The sequence below is a fragment of the Cerasibacillus terrae genome (genome assembly GCF_008039555.1).
GTDB classification, from domain to species: Bacteria; Bacillota; Bacilli; order Bacillales; family Amphibacillaceae; genus Cerasibacillus; species Cerasibacillus terrae.
The window spans coordinates 292,337-309,091 of record NZ_VDUW01000001.1; the positions used below are offsets into that span (position 1 = coordinate 292,337).

Sequence of the window (16,755 nt, forward strand, 5' to 3'; positions counted from 1 at the left end):
AAAAATGTTTGTAGTGGAAGATGTATTTTAGAATAATTAACAAATTTACATTAGAATTTATACGAAACAGACCAATTAAAAAAACTCTAATAGGTACCCTTGTCATCTTACGGCAAGGGTTTCCGTTATTCAATACTGTTTTTTAGATTTTTGATACACTGGATTTATTGATCCTAATGGGGGAAGAACAATGGAACTTACAAACCAGGAAAAAATAAATATCTTATTAGAACAATTACAATTACCGGATGAACATCAAGTGTATTTTGAAAATGCTTCATTAAAACGATTAGATGTTTTTAAACAAAAGAAATTATGGCATTTTCATATTGAGATAAACGCCATATTACCACTACAAATTTACCAATCATTTATTATCACTTTACAAAAAACATTTCAAAAATTAACAAATGTAGTGTGTACACTATACACAAAAGACAAGCAAATAAATACCGAAACAATTACAGATTACTGGCAGTATTATTTACAAAATACAATACTTTCTCCAGCATATAAAGACGTTGTGCTTCATCAAGTACCAACAGTAGAAAATAATAAACTTGTCATACAAGCAAGGAATGAAGCAGAAGCGATAACGATTAAAAGGAAATTAGAACATGATTTCCAACAATTTTGTCAAAAAGTTGCTATACCTAAATTTGTCTTGGATGTTCATGTGAATGATCAACAAACAAATATCCAAGAATTTAAGCAAAAACAAGCAGTAGAAGATCGTGAAATGATGTTGAAAACAATTCAACAAAGGGAAGAACGTGATCAGAAGAAGAAACATGCTGGAAAGAACCAGGACTTTATGGTTGGTTATAAAATCAATGATGATCCTGTACAAATGGAAAATATCCAAGAAGAAGAGCGAAGAATGACTGTTCAAGGCTATGTTTTTGATGTTGATGTTCGTAAATTACGCTCTGGGCGCAGTTTATTAATTATAAAGGCAACAGATTACACGGATTCCTTAACAATAAAGAAGTTTTCTAGAGGGGAAGAAGATGAAGAAGTCTTTGATCAATTAGAGAAGGGTATTTGGGTTAAGGCACGTGGTAGTATACAAACAGATATGTATTCTAATCAATTAACAATGATGGCAAATGATATCAATGAAATCAAAGTGGATGAAAAAAAAGACACAGCAAAAGAAGAGAAAAAAAGAGTAGAACTACACGCACATACTATGATGAGTCAATTAGATGCAGTTGTATCACCAAGTAGATTAATAAAACAGGCTAAAAAGTGGGGGCATCCTGCAATAGCCATTACTGATCATGCAGGTGTCCAAGGCTTTCCAGAAGCATATCAAGCAGGTAAGAAACATGATATGAAAGTGATTTATGGTGTCGAAGCTAATCTTGTTGATGATGGTGTTCCTATTGCATACAATGAACAAGATTTAGAACTTGAATCAGCTATCTATGTTGTATACGATGTGGAGACAACAGGGCTTTCAGCTGTTTATGATACGATAATCGAAATTGCAGGTGTGAAGATTCATAAAGGGGAAATTATTGATCGCTTTGAGTCATTTGCAAATCCACATCATCCACTATCGGAAACAACAACAAATTTAACAGGTATTACAGATGAAATGGTTCAGGATGCTCCGGAAATTGGAGATGTGTTAAAGGATTTTCATGCCTGGTCAAAAGATTGTGTATTGGTAGCACATAATGCAAGTTTTGATATTGGATTTTTGAATCAAGGTTATCAACGAATCGATTATAACAAGGTAGATGAACCAGTAATTGACACACTTGAATTGGCACGTTTTTTAGTTCCAGAACTAAAAAATCACCGTCTAAATACACTTTGTAAACATTTTAATATTGAACTTACTCAACATCACCGAGCCATTTATGATGCGGAAGCAACTGGTTATTTACTTTGGAAACTGGTAGAAAAATTATTAGAAAAAGAAATTCAAAATCATAATCAATTGAATGATCATATGGGAAAAGGAGATGCTTATAAACGATCTCGCCCATATCACTGTGTTTTATTAGTGAAGAATGAAATCGGCCTAAAAAATTTATATAAACTAGTCTCTTATGCACATATTCATTATTTTTATCGAGTTCCTAGAATCCCACGGTCCCTTTTAGAAAAACATCGAGAAGGACTTTTAATTGGATCTGCTTGTGATCAAGGAGAAGTATTCGAGACAATGATGCAACAATCAAGTGATGATGCAGAAAATATTGCGGAATTTTATGATTACATCGAAGTACAACCACCTGCAAATTATGCTCATCTTATCGAAAAAGACCTTGTTCAAAATGAAGCACAAATCCTGGATATTATTCAAAAATTAGTTGCATTAGGGAAAAAAATAAATAAACCTGTTGTGGCTACTGGCAATGTACATTACATTGAGAAACATGAAAAACAATACCGACAAATTCTAATTGCATCTCAAGCTGGTAACCCATTAAATCGTCATCGATTATCAGATACGCCATTTCGAACAACGAATGAAATGCAAGAGGCATTTAGCTTTCTTGGAAAAGAAGTTGCGGAAGAAATTGTTGTGACAAACAGTCAGGGGATAGCGAATAACATAGAAAATATTTCACCGATTAAAGATAGTTTATATACACCTACAATTGAAGGGGCAGACAAAGAGATACGGGATTTATGTTATAGTCGTGCTAAATCGATTTATGGAGAACCTATCCCATCTATCGTAATAGAACGATTAGATAAAGAATTATCAAGTATCATTAAGCACGGATTTGCCGTTATTTATCTTATCTCTCATAAACTCGTAAAAAAATCATTAGATGATGGTTACTTAGTCGGTTCGAGAGGGTCGGTTGGATCTTCTTTAGTTGCTACAATGACAGAAATAACAGAAGTAAATCCGTTACCACCACATTATGTATGTTCGAATTGCCATTATCATGAATTTATTACAGATGGTTCTTATAAAAGTGGATTTGATTTACCTGATAAATCCTGCCCTACATGTCAAAATGAATTAATGAAAGATGGACAAGATATTCCTTTTGAAACCTTTTTGGGATTTAAAGGGGATAAGGTTCCGGATATTGATTTAAACTTTTCAGGAGAATATCAACCAGAGGCTCATAACTATACGAAAGTATTATTTGGTGAAGATAATGTATATCGTGCGGGAACTATCGGAACAATTGCAGAAAAAACCGCCTATGGGTATGTGAAAGGATATGCATCAGATAATGAACTTATTTTAAAGCCGACAGAAATTGATCGACTTGTTCAAGGTTGTGCAGGGGTAAAGCGAACGACAGGACAACATCCAGGTGGAATTATTGTTGTACCAGATGACAAAGAAATATATGATTTCACACCAATCCAGTTCCCGGCAGATGACCGAAATAGTGAATGGCGTACAACACATTTTGATTTCCATTCTATTGAAGATAATCTTCTGAAATTAGATATCCTTGGTCATGATGATCCAACCGTCATCCGTATGCTCCAAGACTTAACAGGAATAGATCCTAAAACTATACCTGTAGAAGATCCTGAAGTGATGAAGATATTTTCTGGTCCAGAACCACTCGGTCTGAAACCAGAACAAATTAATGATTGTCATACAGGTACACTAGGTGTTCCTGAATTCGGTACAAGGTTTGTTCGCCAAATGCTAGAAGATACAAAACCAACAACATTCGCAGAATTAGTTATTATTTCTGGTCTTTCACATGGTACAGATGTTTGGCTTGGAAATGCTCAGGACTTAATTAATGAGGGTACATGTACATTACCTGAAGTAATTGGTTGCCGGGACGATATTATGGTTTATCTAATGCAAAAGGGATTAGAAGCGTCAACTGCTTTCCAGATAATGGAATTTGTTCGTAAAGGACGAGGCTTAAAGGATGAATGGATAGAAGAGATGAGGAAACACAATGTTCCAAACTGGTATATTGAATCCTGTAAAAAAATCAAATACATGTTCCCAAAGGCACACGCAGCTGCGTATGTTTTAATGGCAGTGAGAATTGCGTATTTTAAAGTTCATCATCCAATTTATTTTTATGCAGCCTACTTTTCTGTAAGAGCGAGCGATTTTGAATTAAACACAATGATAAAAGGATCAGAAGCAATTCGAAAACGTATCGAAGAAATTGATGCCAAAGGTAATGATGCATCACCAAAGGAAAAAAGTTTATTAACTGTTTTAGAAATTTCATTAGAGATGTGTGAACGAGGATTTTCCTTTCAAAAAGTCGATTTATATCGTTCAAGTGCGACTGACTTTATTGTTGATGGCAATACACTCATCCCACCATTTAATGCAGTAGATGGTTTAGGAACGAATGCGGCTATCAATATTGTGAAAAGCCGTGACGAGGGTGAGTTTTTATCAAAAGAAGATTTACGAGAACGAAGCAAGATTTCGAAAACAGTGCTTGAGTATTTAGATCAACATGGTTGCCTAAAAGGAATGCCTGATAAAAACCAACTGTCTCTCTTTTAAATTAACTGTCTCATTAGTAAATGGGTCATGTCTACCGTTTATTGAATGATGCAGACGATTGCATCATATTTACTTCTATGGTATAATTTGTTTATGATTAGATAATTTCTTTATGAAAGAGTGGGTATATACCCACTCTTTCGTCGTAACATGAGCATCTTGTTCCTGCTTCCCTTGCCCTTTACAGGCAAGGGTTTTATATTGGATGGTTAATAATCAAGATATTGTTTAGAAATTTATACAAATTGAAATGAAAAATATTCTAATCGTACATAATAAGAACTAATAAGTTATGTAAAGGAGGAATAGTGTTGCGTGCTGAAGAAGTGACTAAAGTTACAGAAGAAGTCGTTACACCGATTTTGCAAGAAGAAAATCTTGAACTAGTAGATATTGAGTATGTTAAAGAGGGAAGAGACTTTTTTCTACGGGTGTTCATTGATAAAGATGGAGGAGTAGGTTTAACAGAATGTGAACTAATTTCGGAAAAACTGAGTGAAAAATTAGATCAACTTGATCCTATTCAAGATGCATACTTTTTAGAAGTATCCTCACCAGGTGCTGAACGTCCTTTAAAAACAAAAGATGATTTTTTGAAAAATATAAATAGTAATATTTATGTGTCTTTGTATGCTCCAATTGATGGAGAAAAAGAGTATGAGGGAATATTAAAACAATTTGAAAACGATGTTGTTATAATCGAATATAAATTGAAAACAAGAAAAAAAGAGGTTCAAATACCTTATGAAAAAATTGCACATGCAAGGTTAGCAGTTGTGTTTTAAGGGGGAAAAAAAGTGAGTAATCAACTGTTTGAAGCGATAGATGCGCTATCAAAAGAAAAAAGTATAGATAAAGACATATTATTAGAAGCATTGGAAGCTGCGCTGATATCTGCTTATAAGAAAAATTTTAAGTCTGCAACAAATGTACGAGTAGAATTAGATGAGGAAAAAGGAATTATGGAGATTTTTTCTCGTAAAACAGTCGTAGAAGACCCAGAAGATGACCAGCAAGAAATTGCTTTAGAAGATGCTAAGGAAATTAATCCGAATTATGAAATCGACGATGTTATTGAAGTGAAAGTAGCACCAAAAGACTTCGGTAGAATTGCTGCACAAGCAGCAAAGCAAGTCGTTACTCAACGTGTACGAGAAGCAGAACGTGGTGTTATTTTTGATGAATATGCTGATCGGGAAGAAGATGTTATGACAGGAATTATTCAGCGTCGTGATTCACGTTTTGTCTACGTTGATTTGGGTAAAATTGAAGCAAAATTACCTCAATCTGAACAAATAAATCATGAAGAATACCTTGTACACGATCGTATTAAAGTGTATGTGACTAAAGTTGAGAACACAAATAAAGGCCCACAAATATTTATTTCAAGATCCCACCCTGGCCTTTTAAAACGCCTGTTTGAAATGGAAGTTCCAGAAATATATGATGGCCATGTTGAAATTAAATCTGTTGCTAGAGAAGCAGGTGATCGCTCTAAAATTGCTGTGTATGCAGAAAATCCAGAAATTGACCCCGTTGGTTCATGTGTAGGACAAAAGGGACAAAGGGTTCAAGTGATAGTAGACGAATTAAATGGTGAGAAAATAGATATTGTGGAATGGTCAGAAGACCCTGTTATCTACGTTACAAACGCTTTAAGTCCATCGAAGGTTTTAAAAGTAATCGTAAATGAAGAAGATAGAGCGACAACAGTTATTGTACCAGATTATCAATTATCATTAGCAATTGGAAAACGAGGACAAAATGCAAGGCTTGCTGCTAAGTTAACGGGATGGAAGATTGACATCAAAAGTGAATCAGAGGCAATTGAGGAAGGTATCTTAGCTGATACAGAATTTATTTCAGAAACAGAAGAAGACTTATTCGATTAAGGGGGATTTTTATGGTAAAGAAAAGAAAAATACCTCTACGGAAATGTGTTATTACAGCTGAAATGAAACCAAAAAAAGAAATGATTCGAATAGTTCGTGATAAAGAAGGAAATGTTTCTGTTGATTTAACAGGAAAGAAAAATGGAAGAGGTGCCTATATTTCAAGAGATATTTCTGTTATTAAGGAAGCAGAAAAAACAGAAATATTAAAGCGCCATCTTCAAACGAATATCGATTCAACCATTTATGATCAATTAAAACAGTTGGTAGATGAAAATGATAAATAAAGACTATTTAAACTTAATAGGTCTAGCCTATCGTGCAAGAAAATGTTCACTTGGCGAAAAAGTAATTGTAAAAGATATTCAAGAAAGAAATGCGAAACTTGTTATACTCGCAAATGACACTGGTTTTCAAACACGTAAAAAAATAACAGATAAATGCAACTCATACAACATCCCATTATATATATTGGATGACCGTGAAACATTAGGAAATGCAGTTGGAAAGACAGAACGAGTTGCCATTGCCATACTAGATGATGGTTTTGCGACGAAATTAATGACATTGTTAGAGTAATTTATTGGGGGTGAATATATGCGTAAATTACGTATATATGAATATGCAAAAAAAGTAAAAATGACAAGTAAGGAAGTTATCCAACACTTAAAAGAAATGGAAATTGAAGTATCCAATCATATGTCAACTATAACAGAAGATACAATCAAAAAGTTAGATCAAATGATACAATCCAAATCAGGATCTAAACAAAAAACAAATTCCACGAAGAAACAGGGAAAACAAGAAAATAAGAAACAAAATCATCAAAATAGAAAGAAACGAAAAGAAACAAAAGGTAATAATAAAAAGAATCAAACAAAAGAAGATACAAACCAACAAAAGTCTTCTAAGAAATCTACTCCTGAGAAAATTGTTTATCAAGGCACACTTACAGTTGGTGAATTAGCTGATAAACTGAATAAAGACTCATCTGAAATTATAAAGAAACTTCTTTTCTTGGGGGTTATGGCGACAAAAAACCAAGATTTAGATGATGATGCCATTGAATTAATTTGTTCAGAATACGATGTGAAAGTAGAAAAAGAAATTATATTAGAAGATACAGATTTTAATAAATATATTGCGGAAGAAAAGGAAGAAAACTTAATTGAAAGGCCTGCAGTCGTTACCATAATGGGACATGTAGACCATGGGAAAACAACTCTTTTAGACGCGATTCGAGAGTCAAAAGTTACTGCAGGTGAAGCAGGCGGTATTACACAACATATCGGAGCCTATCAAATTGAAGTAGATGATAAGAAAATCACATTTCTAGATACACCTGGACATGAAGCATTTACAAGCATGCGTTCTCGTGGTGCACAAGTAACAGATTTGTCGATTTTGGTTGTTGCTGCAGATGATGGGGTCATGCCACAAACAGTTGAAGCATTAAACCATGCTAAAGCTGCAGGAGTACCAATTATTGTAGCAGTGAATAAAATGGATAAAGATACCGCTAATCCTGATCGAGTGATGCAGGAGTTAACAGAATATGAACTTATCCCAGAAGACTGGGGTGGTGACACGATTTTTGTTCAATTATCTGCTCTACAAAATAAAGGTATTGATGAATTACTAGAGATGATTCTTTTAATAGCAGAAATGCAGGAACTTAAAGCAAATCCTAAAGCACAAGCATTTGGAACTGTTATTGAGGCTGAACTAGATAAAGGCCGAGGTCCTGTAGCTACATTACTTGTTCAAAATGGTACATTGCATATTAGTGACTCAATTGTTGTAGGAAATACAAATGGTCGTGTTCGTGCAATGTTAAATGATATTGGAAAACGTGTAAAAACAGCTGGTCCATCTACACCCGTTGAAATAACTGGTTTAAATGAAGTTCCACAGGCCGGGGATCAATTTTTAGTTTTTGAAGATGAGAAAAAGGCTCGTCAAATTGGAGAAGCACGTCATCAACAAGCCGTTCTAGCAACAAGAAGTGAACATACAAAAGTAAGTTTAGATGATTTATTTGAACATATTAAGCAAGGGGAAATGAAAGCAGTAAAAATCATTATTAAAGCTGATACTCAAGGTTCTGCTGAAGCATTATCAGCATCCCTTCGAAAAATTGAAGTAGAGGGTGTAAGAATCGATATTATCCATTCAGGTGTTGGTGCAATTAATGAATCAGACATTTCTTTAGCATCTGCTTCTAATGCCGTTGTTATTGGTTTTAATGTTCGACCAGATGTGAATGCTAAAAAAGCAGCAGAGTCTGAAAAAGTAGATGTTCGTCTCCATCGTGTAATTTATAAAGCAATTGAAGAAATTGAGGCAGCGATGAAGGGAATGTTAGATCCAGAGTATGAAGAACAAGTAATCGGTCAAGTTGAGGTTCGTGAAACATTTAAGGTATCAAAAGTTGGCACAATTGCTGGATGTTATGTTACGGACGGAAAAGTAACACGTGATTCTGGTGTTCGCTTAATCCGCGATGGTGTAGTGCTTTATGAAGGTGAAATTGATACACTTAAACGATTTAAAGATGATGTTAGAGAAGTAGCGCAGAACTATGAATGTGGACTAACTATTCAGAACTTCAATGATATCAAAGTAGGTGACATCATTGAAGCGTACATCATGAAGGAAATCGAACGTGTATGATCCTTTATGTTGAGTTAGAGTGTGTCTTTTATGAAGGAAATTCATTAAAACAAAAGCGCTCTCTGCTTAAGAAATTAATAAGTAAATTAAAAAATGACTTTAATATTTCCGTAGCGGAACTTGATTATCAAAACTTATGGCAACGAACAAAAATAGGTATTGTTACTATTTCAAATAAGCTTGTCCATGCGGAAAAAGTAATTCAAGAAGTATTACGAGTAATTGATTCGTACCCAGAGTTAGAACGAACAATAACAAATGTTGAACGTTTATAAGCCCTGTTTGTGAAGTTGAGGTGAAATAAATGAGTAAATTACGTGCAAACCGAGTTGCAGAACAAATGAAAAAAGAACTTGGAGATATATTAACAAGAAAAATTAAAGATCCAAGAATTGGCTTTGTAACGGTGACAGATGTTGAGGTTACTTCTGATTTACAACAAGCAAAAATCTTTATCTCTATTCTTGGAGACGATGAAGAAAAACAAGAGACACTACTTGGCCTAACAAAGGCGAAAGGTTTTATTCGCTCTGAAATAGGTCGTAGAATTCGATTGCGAAAAACACCAGAGATTACTTTTGAATATGATGAAGCTCTAGAATATGGGAATCATATTGAAAAAATCCTGCGTCAATTAAAAGAATAATTTTAAAAAATCATTCATAGGAAATGTAAATGCTAGTTGCTGAATCTGACTTACTTTTCGTAGGTCAGATTTTTCCATGAGTAGCTTTGATATAAAGTGACTCTTCAATCAGTGGAGGTTTTCTTCAACCTCGACTGATTGTTGATTACCCTTTGATAAAGGAGAGTGAAGTTGAGCAATGAAAGGTATTTTGCCATTATGGAAGCCAAGAGGGCTAACATCACATGATTGTGTTGCGAAAATAAGGAAGCTCTATTCAACGAAAAAAGTTGGTCATACAGGAACACTTGACCCACAAGTGGAAGGAGTATTACCAATCTGTATAGGACAAGCTACAAAAATAGTCCCTTATTTAACAAATACAAAAAAGACGTATAAGGCTGAAGTTGAATTGGGAATAGCAACAGAAACAGAAGATGCCTATGGTAAAGTAGTAGAGAAAATGGACATGCTTACACAACCATCTTTAAAGCAAATTGACCAAGTATTAAAAACTTTTACAGGAATCATTACACAAGTACCACCGATGTATTCAGCTGTTAAAGTAAAAGGAAAAAAATTATATGAATATGCGAGAGAAAATAAAACAGTTGAACGTCCGAAACGAGAGATAACTATATACGAATTAAAAAGAACTAGCCAATACGACATGGAAAAAAATCGTTTTTCTATTGAGGTTATTTGTTCAAAAGGTACATATATTCGTACATTATGTGTTGATATTGGAAAAACATTAGGATATCCAGCACATATGTCTAATCTTGAACGCTCTCAATCAGGTTCATTTTCTAAGGAAAATTCAATTACATTTGATATGATTGAAAAAGCGAGTATTCATAACCGACAACAAGAATTATTGATTCCCATTTTACAAGGTTTGGATCATTTACCAATTATTGAAGTGAACCAAGAAGTAAAAAGAAGAGTACTATATGGCCAAAAACTTCCGACACCTAACGAAGTGAAAACAAAAGAACCATTTGTTATAATACATGAAGATGAAGTGCTTGCGATTTATCAAGTAAATAGAGAAAAACAGGATCAAATTAAAGCAGTAAGAGTTTTTAATTGACATTGAAAGTGTAGGTGATTCTCAGTGAGAACAATAGAACTTAAGTATCCTCACATTTTATCTGATTCTATTTTGCCTGAAACAGTTGCTGCAATTGGTTTTTTTGATGGTATCCATAAGGGTCATCAGGAAGTAGTTCAAACTGCTATTTCAAAGGCAAAGGAAAAAAATATGGAAAGTGCTGTAATTACATTTCACCCTCATCCTTCCGTTATTCTTAATAAAAGTAAAGAAAACGTGAAATATATTACACCTATTCGTCAAAAGCAAGAAATCTTACAACAAATGGATGTTGATCGTTTATATATCATTACCTTTAATGAAGAACTTTCAGGCCTTTCACCACAACATTTTATTAATCATTTTATTATTGGTTTAAATATTAAGCATATTGTAGCAGGATTTGATTATACATTTGGACATAAAGGTAAAGGAAACATGAGTAATATTGGAGATTATACAAAGGGAAAGTTTACATACACAACAATCTCTAAAGTAGAAGATGATGCTGAGAAAGTAAGTTCAACAAGAATTAGAAAACTTTTAAAAACTGGGCAGGTAGATAAAATAAATGCATTACTAGGTCGCCCATTATCATTATATGGAACAGTTGTCACTGGATCAAAGCGAGGAAGAACAATTGGTTTCCCAACAGCAAATCTAAAAGTAGAAGAAGAGATACAGTTACCTAAGCCCGGAATCTATGCTGTGAAGATTAAATACAAAAACAAAACATATGAAGGAATGGCAAGTTTAGGTACAAATCCAACTTTTCCCGAAGACAAATATCGACTATCTCTAGAAGTTAATATATTTGATTATAATAATGATTTATATGGAGAAGAGCTACAATTGGAATGGCATCAATATATTCGCGATGAAGTCACTTTTTCTTCAGTTGATGCCCTTATCGAGCAATTGAAAGATGATGAAAAAGTAATTCGTACTTATTTTTCTTAATATGTTTTGTTAATAATAGATACTCTGAATTAGTTACCTGTTTAGGATGAGAAATTCTCTGTTTTACTTGCAATTTTCACTTTAAACATGTATTCTAGAAAAGATGAAACCATCTCGTGGCAAATCGTAACTCCGACGATTGCTAGGGGATAGGTGTTTATATATTAATATAGGAGGTGTGCCGAATGGCTCTAACAAAAGACCGTAAAAATGAAATTATTAGTGAATACAAAATTCATGAAAATGATACTGGTTCACCAGAAGTACAAATTGCTGTACTTACAGAAGAAATTAATAATTTAAATGATCATTTACGTACCCATAAAGGTGATCATCATTCACGCCGTGGCTTAATGAAAATGGTCGGTAAACGTCGTAATCTACTTATTTACTTAAGAAATAAAGATGTTACACGTTACCGTGATTTGATTAAAAAACTTGGTTTACGTAGATAACATAAAAAAGCAGGAGTAATCCTGCTTTTTTTGTATATCTGTGTACATACAATTTACATTTTTAACAAATAAATATAAGATAGTAGGTAAGATAGGATTTGAAAGGAGTACTAAAATAGATGACAGATCAGAAAAAAATATTTTCTACAAAAATTGCTGGCAGAACTTTTACTGTCGAAGTAGGTGAGCTAGCAAAACAAGCTAATGGTGCATGTATGATTCATTACGGGGACTCTTCCGTATTGTCTACTGTAACTGCTTCAAAAACAGCTAAGGACTTGCCGTTTTTTCCTCTAACTGTTAATTATGAAGAACGTTTATATGCTGTTGGTAAAATCCCAGGAGGTTTTATTAAGCGTGAAGGAAGACCAAGTGAAAAAGCTATTTTATCGTCACGTTTAATTGACAGACCATTACGACCACTCTTTCCTGAAGGATTTCGTAATGAAGTGCAGGTCATAAGTACTGTATTAAGTGTTGATCAGGACTGCTCTACAGAAATTGCAGCTATGATTGGTTCCTCTATAGCTTTAAGCATATCTGATATTCCCTTTTCTGGACCAATTGCAGGGGTGCAAATTGGAAGAATTGATGGTGAATTTATTATCAATCCTACTGTGGAACAGGAAGAAAAAAGTGATTTAGAGTTAACTGTGGCTGGTACGAAAGATGGTATTAATATGGTGGAGGCAGGTGCTGAAGAAGTATCTGAAGATATAATGCTAGAAGCCATTATGTTTGGTCATGAAGAAATTAAACGAATTGTAGCTTTTCAAGAAGAAATAATCGAAGCTGTAGGTAAGGAAAAAATGGAAGTAGAATTGTTTACTGTTGAAGATTCCCTACATACAGAAGTAAAAAATATGGCAGGACAAAGGTTAACTGAAGCCATTCAAGTACAAGAAAAGCATGCACGTGAAGAAGCGATAGAACAGGTGAAAGAAGAAGTTGTCGCCTCCTATGAAGAAAAAGCAGAAGAACAACCAGAAATCATTAGCCAAGTGAAAGTGGTTTTAGACCAGCTAATAAAAGAGGAAGTTCGTCGCTTAATCACAAAAGAGAAAGTACGTCCAGATGGGCGAAACCCAGAAGAAATCCGTCCGTTGTCATCACGTGTTGGCCTTCTTTCAAGAACACATGGTTCAGGCTTGTTTACACGTGGACAAACCCAAGTCTTAAGTATTTGTACGCTCGGTGCGTTAGGGGATGTACAAATTTTAGATGGACTAGATTTAGAAGAATCCAAACGTTTTATGCATCATTATAACTTCCCACATTTTAGTGTAGGGGAAACAGGACCAATCCGAGGACCAGGTCGTCGTGAAATTGGACATGGTGCCTTAGGTGAACGAGCATTAGAATATGTTATTCCAGATGAAAAAGATTTTCCATACACCATTCGACTTGTTTCAGAAGTGTTAGAATCAAATGGATCCAGTTCACAGGCTAGTATTTGTGGAAGTACATTAGCTATGATGGATGCAGGAATTCCTATTAAAGCGCCTGTAGCAGGTATTGCGATGGGACTTGTGAAAGACGAAGAAGATTATACCATATTGACAGATATCCAAGGTATGGAAGATGCACTTGGAGATATGGACTTTAAAGTTGCAGGTACAGAAAAAGGAATTACCGCATTACAAATGGATATTAAAATTGCAGGCTTATCAAGAGATATTTTAGCTGAAGCATTAACACAGGCGAAAAGCGGCCGGATGCATATATTGAATTCAATGCTTGAAACAATTGGGCAACCACGAACAGATTTATCACCATATGCACCTAAGATTTTAACTATGAAAATCAAACCAGATAAAATCCGTGATGTGATTGGGCCAAGTGGAAAACAAATCAATCAGATTATTGACGAAACCGGAGTTAAAATTGATATTGAACAAAATGGGGATATTTTTATTTCCTCAGAGGATTCTACAATGAATGACAAAGCGAAAAAAATCATTGAAGATATTGTTCGTGAAGTAGAAGTGGGCGAATTATATCTAGGAAAAGTGAAGCGAATTGAAAAATTTGGCGCTTTTGTAGAGCTTTTCAAAGGAAAAGACGGGCTAGTCCATATTTCTGAACTAGATATTAAACGTACAAACAAAGTAGAAGATGTTGTTAAACTTGGTGATGAAATTATGGTGAAAGTAATTGAAATTGATTCACAAGGACGTATTAATCTCTCCCGAAAAGCTATATTAAAAGAGCAAGAAAAAGAAGCTAAATCAAAATGATATAATAAATATAACGAAGAAGCTGGAAAACCAGTTTCTTTTTTATTTATTGTAAAAAATATCAAAGGTTGTATTTGATTAATAAGATGAATAAAACATATCAGAACCCCATATTCATATAAATAAATGAAAGGGGGACAAGATATGTATCGACTTCGTAAATATATACATGTTATTGTGTTTGTGCTATTAGTTGCATTTACGTGGAATATTCATTATAATCCATTTGTTGGCAATTATTTACAAAATTATGCATTAGAAGTATCAAAAGATGGCAACTTGCTTTATGAGGAAATTAAACAAAAAAGTGAACAATTTAATGAGGAACCAGAAGATGCTTATATTGACCGGGTCTGGAAAAAAACACCTGGAAGAAATGGAATCCGTGTAAATGTGAAAGAATCATATGAAAAAATGAAAAAAAGCGGTACATTTAATGATACTGATCTTGTTTTTGAAGAGATTTCCCCAGATGTATCTCTAAGTGACTTAAAAGCAACACCTATTTACCGTGGTCATCCAAAAAAGAAAATGGTTGCACTTTTGATTAATGTATCCTGGGGAACAGAGCATCTGCCAAAAATTTTACATATCTTAAAAAAACAAAATATAAAGGCCACATTTTTCTTGGAGGGAAAATGGGCAAAAGAAAATGTAGATTTTGTAAAAATGATTGATGAAGAAGGCCATACAATTGGAAACCACGCATATAACCATCCAGACATGGCAAAACTTTCAAATCATGAAATAAAGGATCAAATCGAACAAACAAATGAAATCATTAAAGCAATTATCGAGAAAGATATTAGCTGGTTTGCGCCCCCAAGTGGGAGTTTTTCTGAAGAAGTCGTTAAAATGGCAGATAACTTACAAATGGAAACAATTCTATGGACAGTTGATACAATTGATTGGAAGAAACCATCCGTTTCTGTTATGCTAAATCGCGTGACAAAAAATATTCATCCAGGTGCAACGATTTTGATGCATCCTACACCGGTGATTGCAAATGGATTAAATGAATTAATCACACAGATAAAAGAAAAAGGTTATAGAATTGGGTCGATTGATCAATTACTATCCGAAAAAAGATAAATATAAAATTTCAGGGGGACATCTATTTGATTGAAAAACACGTATGTAAAAATGGACTTCGTATTGTGTCAGAGCATATACCGACTGTTCGTTCTGTAACAATTGGTATATGGGTTTTAGCAGGTTCAAGAAATGAGACAGAACAAAATAATGGTATTTCTCACTTTTTAGAACATATGTTTTTTAAAGGCACAAAAACAAAATCTGCTCAAGATATTGCAGAAGCATATGATTCCATTGGCGGTCATATTAATGCTTTTACATCTAAAGAGTATACATGTTATTATGCGAAAGTACTTGATAACCATAAAGAATATGCACTTGATTTATTAGCAGATATGTTTTTTAATTCAACCTATGAGTCCGATGAAATGGCAAAAGAAAAAAAGGTTGTCTTAGAAGAAATTAAAATGTATGATGATACGCCGGATGATATTGTTCATGATATGCTTGCACATGCTTCATTTGGTGAACATGCATTAGGGTATCCGATTTTAGGCACAAAGAAACATCTTGATTCTTTTTCGGATTCAACTTTACGTGATTATATGGAAAATTACTATACACCTGAAAATATTGTGATATCTATTGCTGGAAATATAGATGATTCATTCATACAATTGATTGAGCGTTCATTTGGATCTTTTAAAACAAAAGGAAAAAGAGAAAAAATAGTATCTCCTTTATTTCATACGAATCATATACAAAAAGTGAAAGAAACGGAGCAGGCACATTTATGCTTAGGTTTCAAGGGCTTACCTGTCCATAATGACAATATTTTCAGTATGGTTATTTTAAATAATATATTAGGTGGTAGTATGAGTTCAAGGTTATTCCAACAAGTAAGGGAACAACAAGGGCTTGCTTATTCTGTATTCTCATATCACTCATCCTTTTTAGATACAGGCTTATTAACGATTTATGCAGGAACCGGGAAAAAACAACTTACTTTGTTAAAGGATACGATTTTGGCTACCATTCATCAACTCATTGAAAAGGGAATAACAGATAAGGAATTAAAAAATAGTAAGGAACAATTAAAAGGAAATATGGTATTAGGGTTGGAAAGTACAAGCAGTCGGATGAGTCGAAATGGTCGAAATGAATTATTATTAAATCGTCATCGAAATTTAGATGAAATGGTTCACGCTATTGATGCAGTGACACATGAACAAATTCGTTTCGTTATTGACAATGTATTTAATCAAGATTACTCTTCTGCTTTGGTATCGCCGGAAAAATAGCCTA

At 34.0% G+C, this 16,755-nt stretch carries 14 protein-coding genes; all 14 read left to right on the top strand.

All coding sequences use genetic code 11. The annotated features are described in order from the left end of the window. Positions 1-190: 190 nt before the first annotated feature. On the top strand, positions 191-4,480 hold the full coding sequence (locus tag FHP05_RS01475; protein WP_147665393.1) for a PolC-type DNA polymerase III: 4,290 nt from the start codon (positions 191-193) through the stop codon (positions 4,478-4,480). A 311-nt stretch (positions 4,481-4,791) separates the two neighbouring features. After that, entirely contained in the window at positions 4,792-5,265 is a 474-nt protein-coding gene (rimP, locus tag FHP05_RS01480; protein ID WP_147665395.1) for a ribosome maturation factor RimP, read from the top strand. A gap of 12 nt (positions 5,266-5,277) precedes the next feature. Then, on the top strand, positions 5,278-6,372 hold the full coding sequence (gene nusA / locus FHP05_RS01485; protein WP_147665396.1) for a transcription termination factor NusA: 1,095 nt from the start codon (positions 5,278-5,280) through the stop codon (positions 6,370-6,372). A gap of 11 nt (positions 6,373-6,383) precedes the next feature. Continuing rightward, positions 6,384-6,659, top strand: coding sequence for an RNase P modulator RnpM (rnpM, locus tag FHP05_RS01490; RefSeq protein ID WP_147665398.1), 276 nt, complete (start codon positions 6,384-6,386; stop codon positions 6,657-6,659). After that, positions 6,652-6,951 (top strand): YlxQ family RNA-binding protein, encoded by a 300-nt coding sequence (locus FHP05_RS01495; protein WP_147665851.1) that lies wholly within the window; start codon positions 6,652-6,654, stop codon positions 6,949-6,951. The genes rnpM and FHP05_RS01495 overlap by 8 nt, the downstream gene beginning before the upstream one ends. 18 nt (positions 6,952-6,969) lie before the next feature. Next, positions 6,970-9,045: a translation initiation factor IF-2 gene (infB, locus tag FHP05_RS01500; protein WP_147665400.1), complete on the top strand. Its 2,076-nt coding sequence runs from the start codon at positions 6,970-6,972 to the stop codon at positions 9,043-9,045. After that, complete coding sequence (locus FHP05_RS01505) at positions 9,042-9,320, top strand: DUF503 domain-containing protein (protein ID WP_147665401.1); 279 nt, start codon at positions 9,042-9,044, stop codon at positions 9,318-9,320. The genes infB and FHP05_RS01505 overlap by 4 nt, the downstream gene beginning before the upstream one ends. A gap of 29 nt (positions 9,321-9,349) precedes the next feature. Next, positions 9,350-9,691 (top strand): 30S ribosome-binding factor RbfA, encoded by a 342-nt coding sequence (gene rbfA / locus FHP05_RS01510; RefSeq protein WP_147665403.1) that lies wholly within the window; start codon positions 9,350-9,352, stop codon positions 9,689-9,691. Between the two features lie 178 nt (positions 9,692-9,869). Further along, positions 9,870-10,763, top strand: coding sequence for a tRNA pseudouridine(55) synthase TruB (gene truB, locus FHP05_RS01515; protein WP_147665405.1), 894 nt, complete (start codon positions 9,870-9,872; stop codon positions 10,761-10,763). Between the two features lie 24 nt (positions 10,764-10,787). Next, the gene (gene ribF, locus FHP05_RS01520; protein WP_147665407.1) at positions 10,788-11,723 is read left to right on the top strand and encodes a riboflavin biosynthesis protein RibF; all 936 of its coding nucleotides are present in this window, start codon (positions 10,788-10,790) and stop codon (positions 11,721-11,723) included. Between the two features lie 185 nt (positions 11,724-11,908). Beyond that, on the top strand, positions 11,909-12,178 hold the full coding sequence (rpsO, locus tag FHP05_RS01525; RefSeq protein ID WP_147665409.1) for a 30S ribosomal protein S15: 270 nt from the start codon (positions 11,909-11,911) through the stop codon (positions 12,176-12,178). Between the two features lie 119 nt (positions 12,179-12,297). After that, complete coding sequence (pnp, locus tag FHP05_RS01530; protein WP_147665411.1) at positions 12,298-14,415, top strand: polyribonucleotide nucleotidyltransferase; 2,118 nt, start codon at positions 12,298-12,300, stop codon at positions 14,413-14,415. Between the two features lie 144 nt (positions 14,416-14,559). Beyond that, on the top strand, positions 14,560-15,507 hold the full coding sequence (locus FHP05_RS01535; RefSeq protein WP_147665412.1) for a polysaccharide deacetylase family protein: 948 nt from the start codon (positions 14,560-14,562) through the stop codon (positions 15,505-15,507). A gap of 26 nt (positions 15,508-15,533) precedes the next feature. Then, positions 15,534-16,751, top strand: a complete 1,218-nt coding sequence (locus FHP05_RS01540) for a M16 family metallopeptidase (protein WP_147665414.1) — start codon at positions 15,534-15,536, stop codon at positions 16,749-16,751. Positions 16,752-16,755 lie beyond the last annotated feature (4 nt).

Excerpts from the sequence above, each read along its gene's own strand:
- FHP05_RS01475 (WP_147665393.1), top strand. The coding sequence starts at position 191 with ATGGAACTTACAAACCAGGAAAAAATAAATATCTTATTAGAACAATTA.
- rnpM (WP_147665398.1), top strand. The coding sequence starts at position 6,384 with ATGGTAAAGAAAAGAAAAATACCTCTACGGAAATGTGTTATTACAGCT.
- infB (WP_147665400.1), top strand. The coding sequence starts at position 6,970 with ATGCGTAAATTACGTATATATGAATATGCAAAAAAAGTAAAAATGACA.
- FHP05_RS01505 (WP_147665401.1), top strand. The coding sequence starts at position 9,042 with ATGATCCTTTATGTTGAGTTAGAGTGTGTCTTTTATGAAGGAAATTCA.
- rbfA (WP_147665403.1), top strand. The coding sequence starts at position 9,350 with ATGAGTAAATTACGTGCAAACCGAGTTGCAGAACAAATGAAAAAAGAA.
- truB (WP_147665405.1), top strand. The coding sequence starts at position 9,870 with ATGAAAGGTATTTTGCCATTATGGAAGCCAAGAGGGCTAACATCACAT.
- rpsO (WP_147665409.1), top strand. The coding sequence starts at position 11,909 with ATGGCTCTAACAAAAGACCGTAAAAATGAAATTATTAGTGAATACAAA.
- pnp (WP_147665411.1), top strand. The coding sequence starts at position 12,298 with ATGACAGATCAGAAAAAAATATTTTCTACAAAAATTGCTGGCAGAACT.
- FHP05_RS01535 (WP_147665412.1), top strand. The coding sequence starts at position 14,560 with ATGTATCGACTTCGTAAATATATACATGTTATTGTGTTTGTGCTATTA.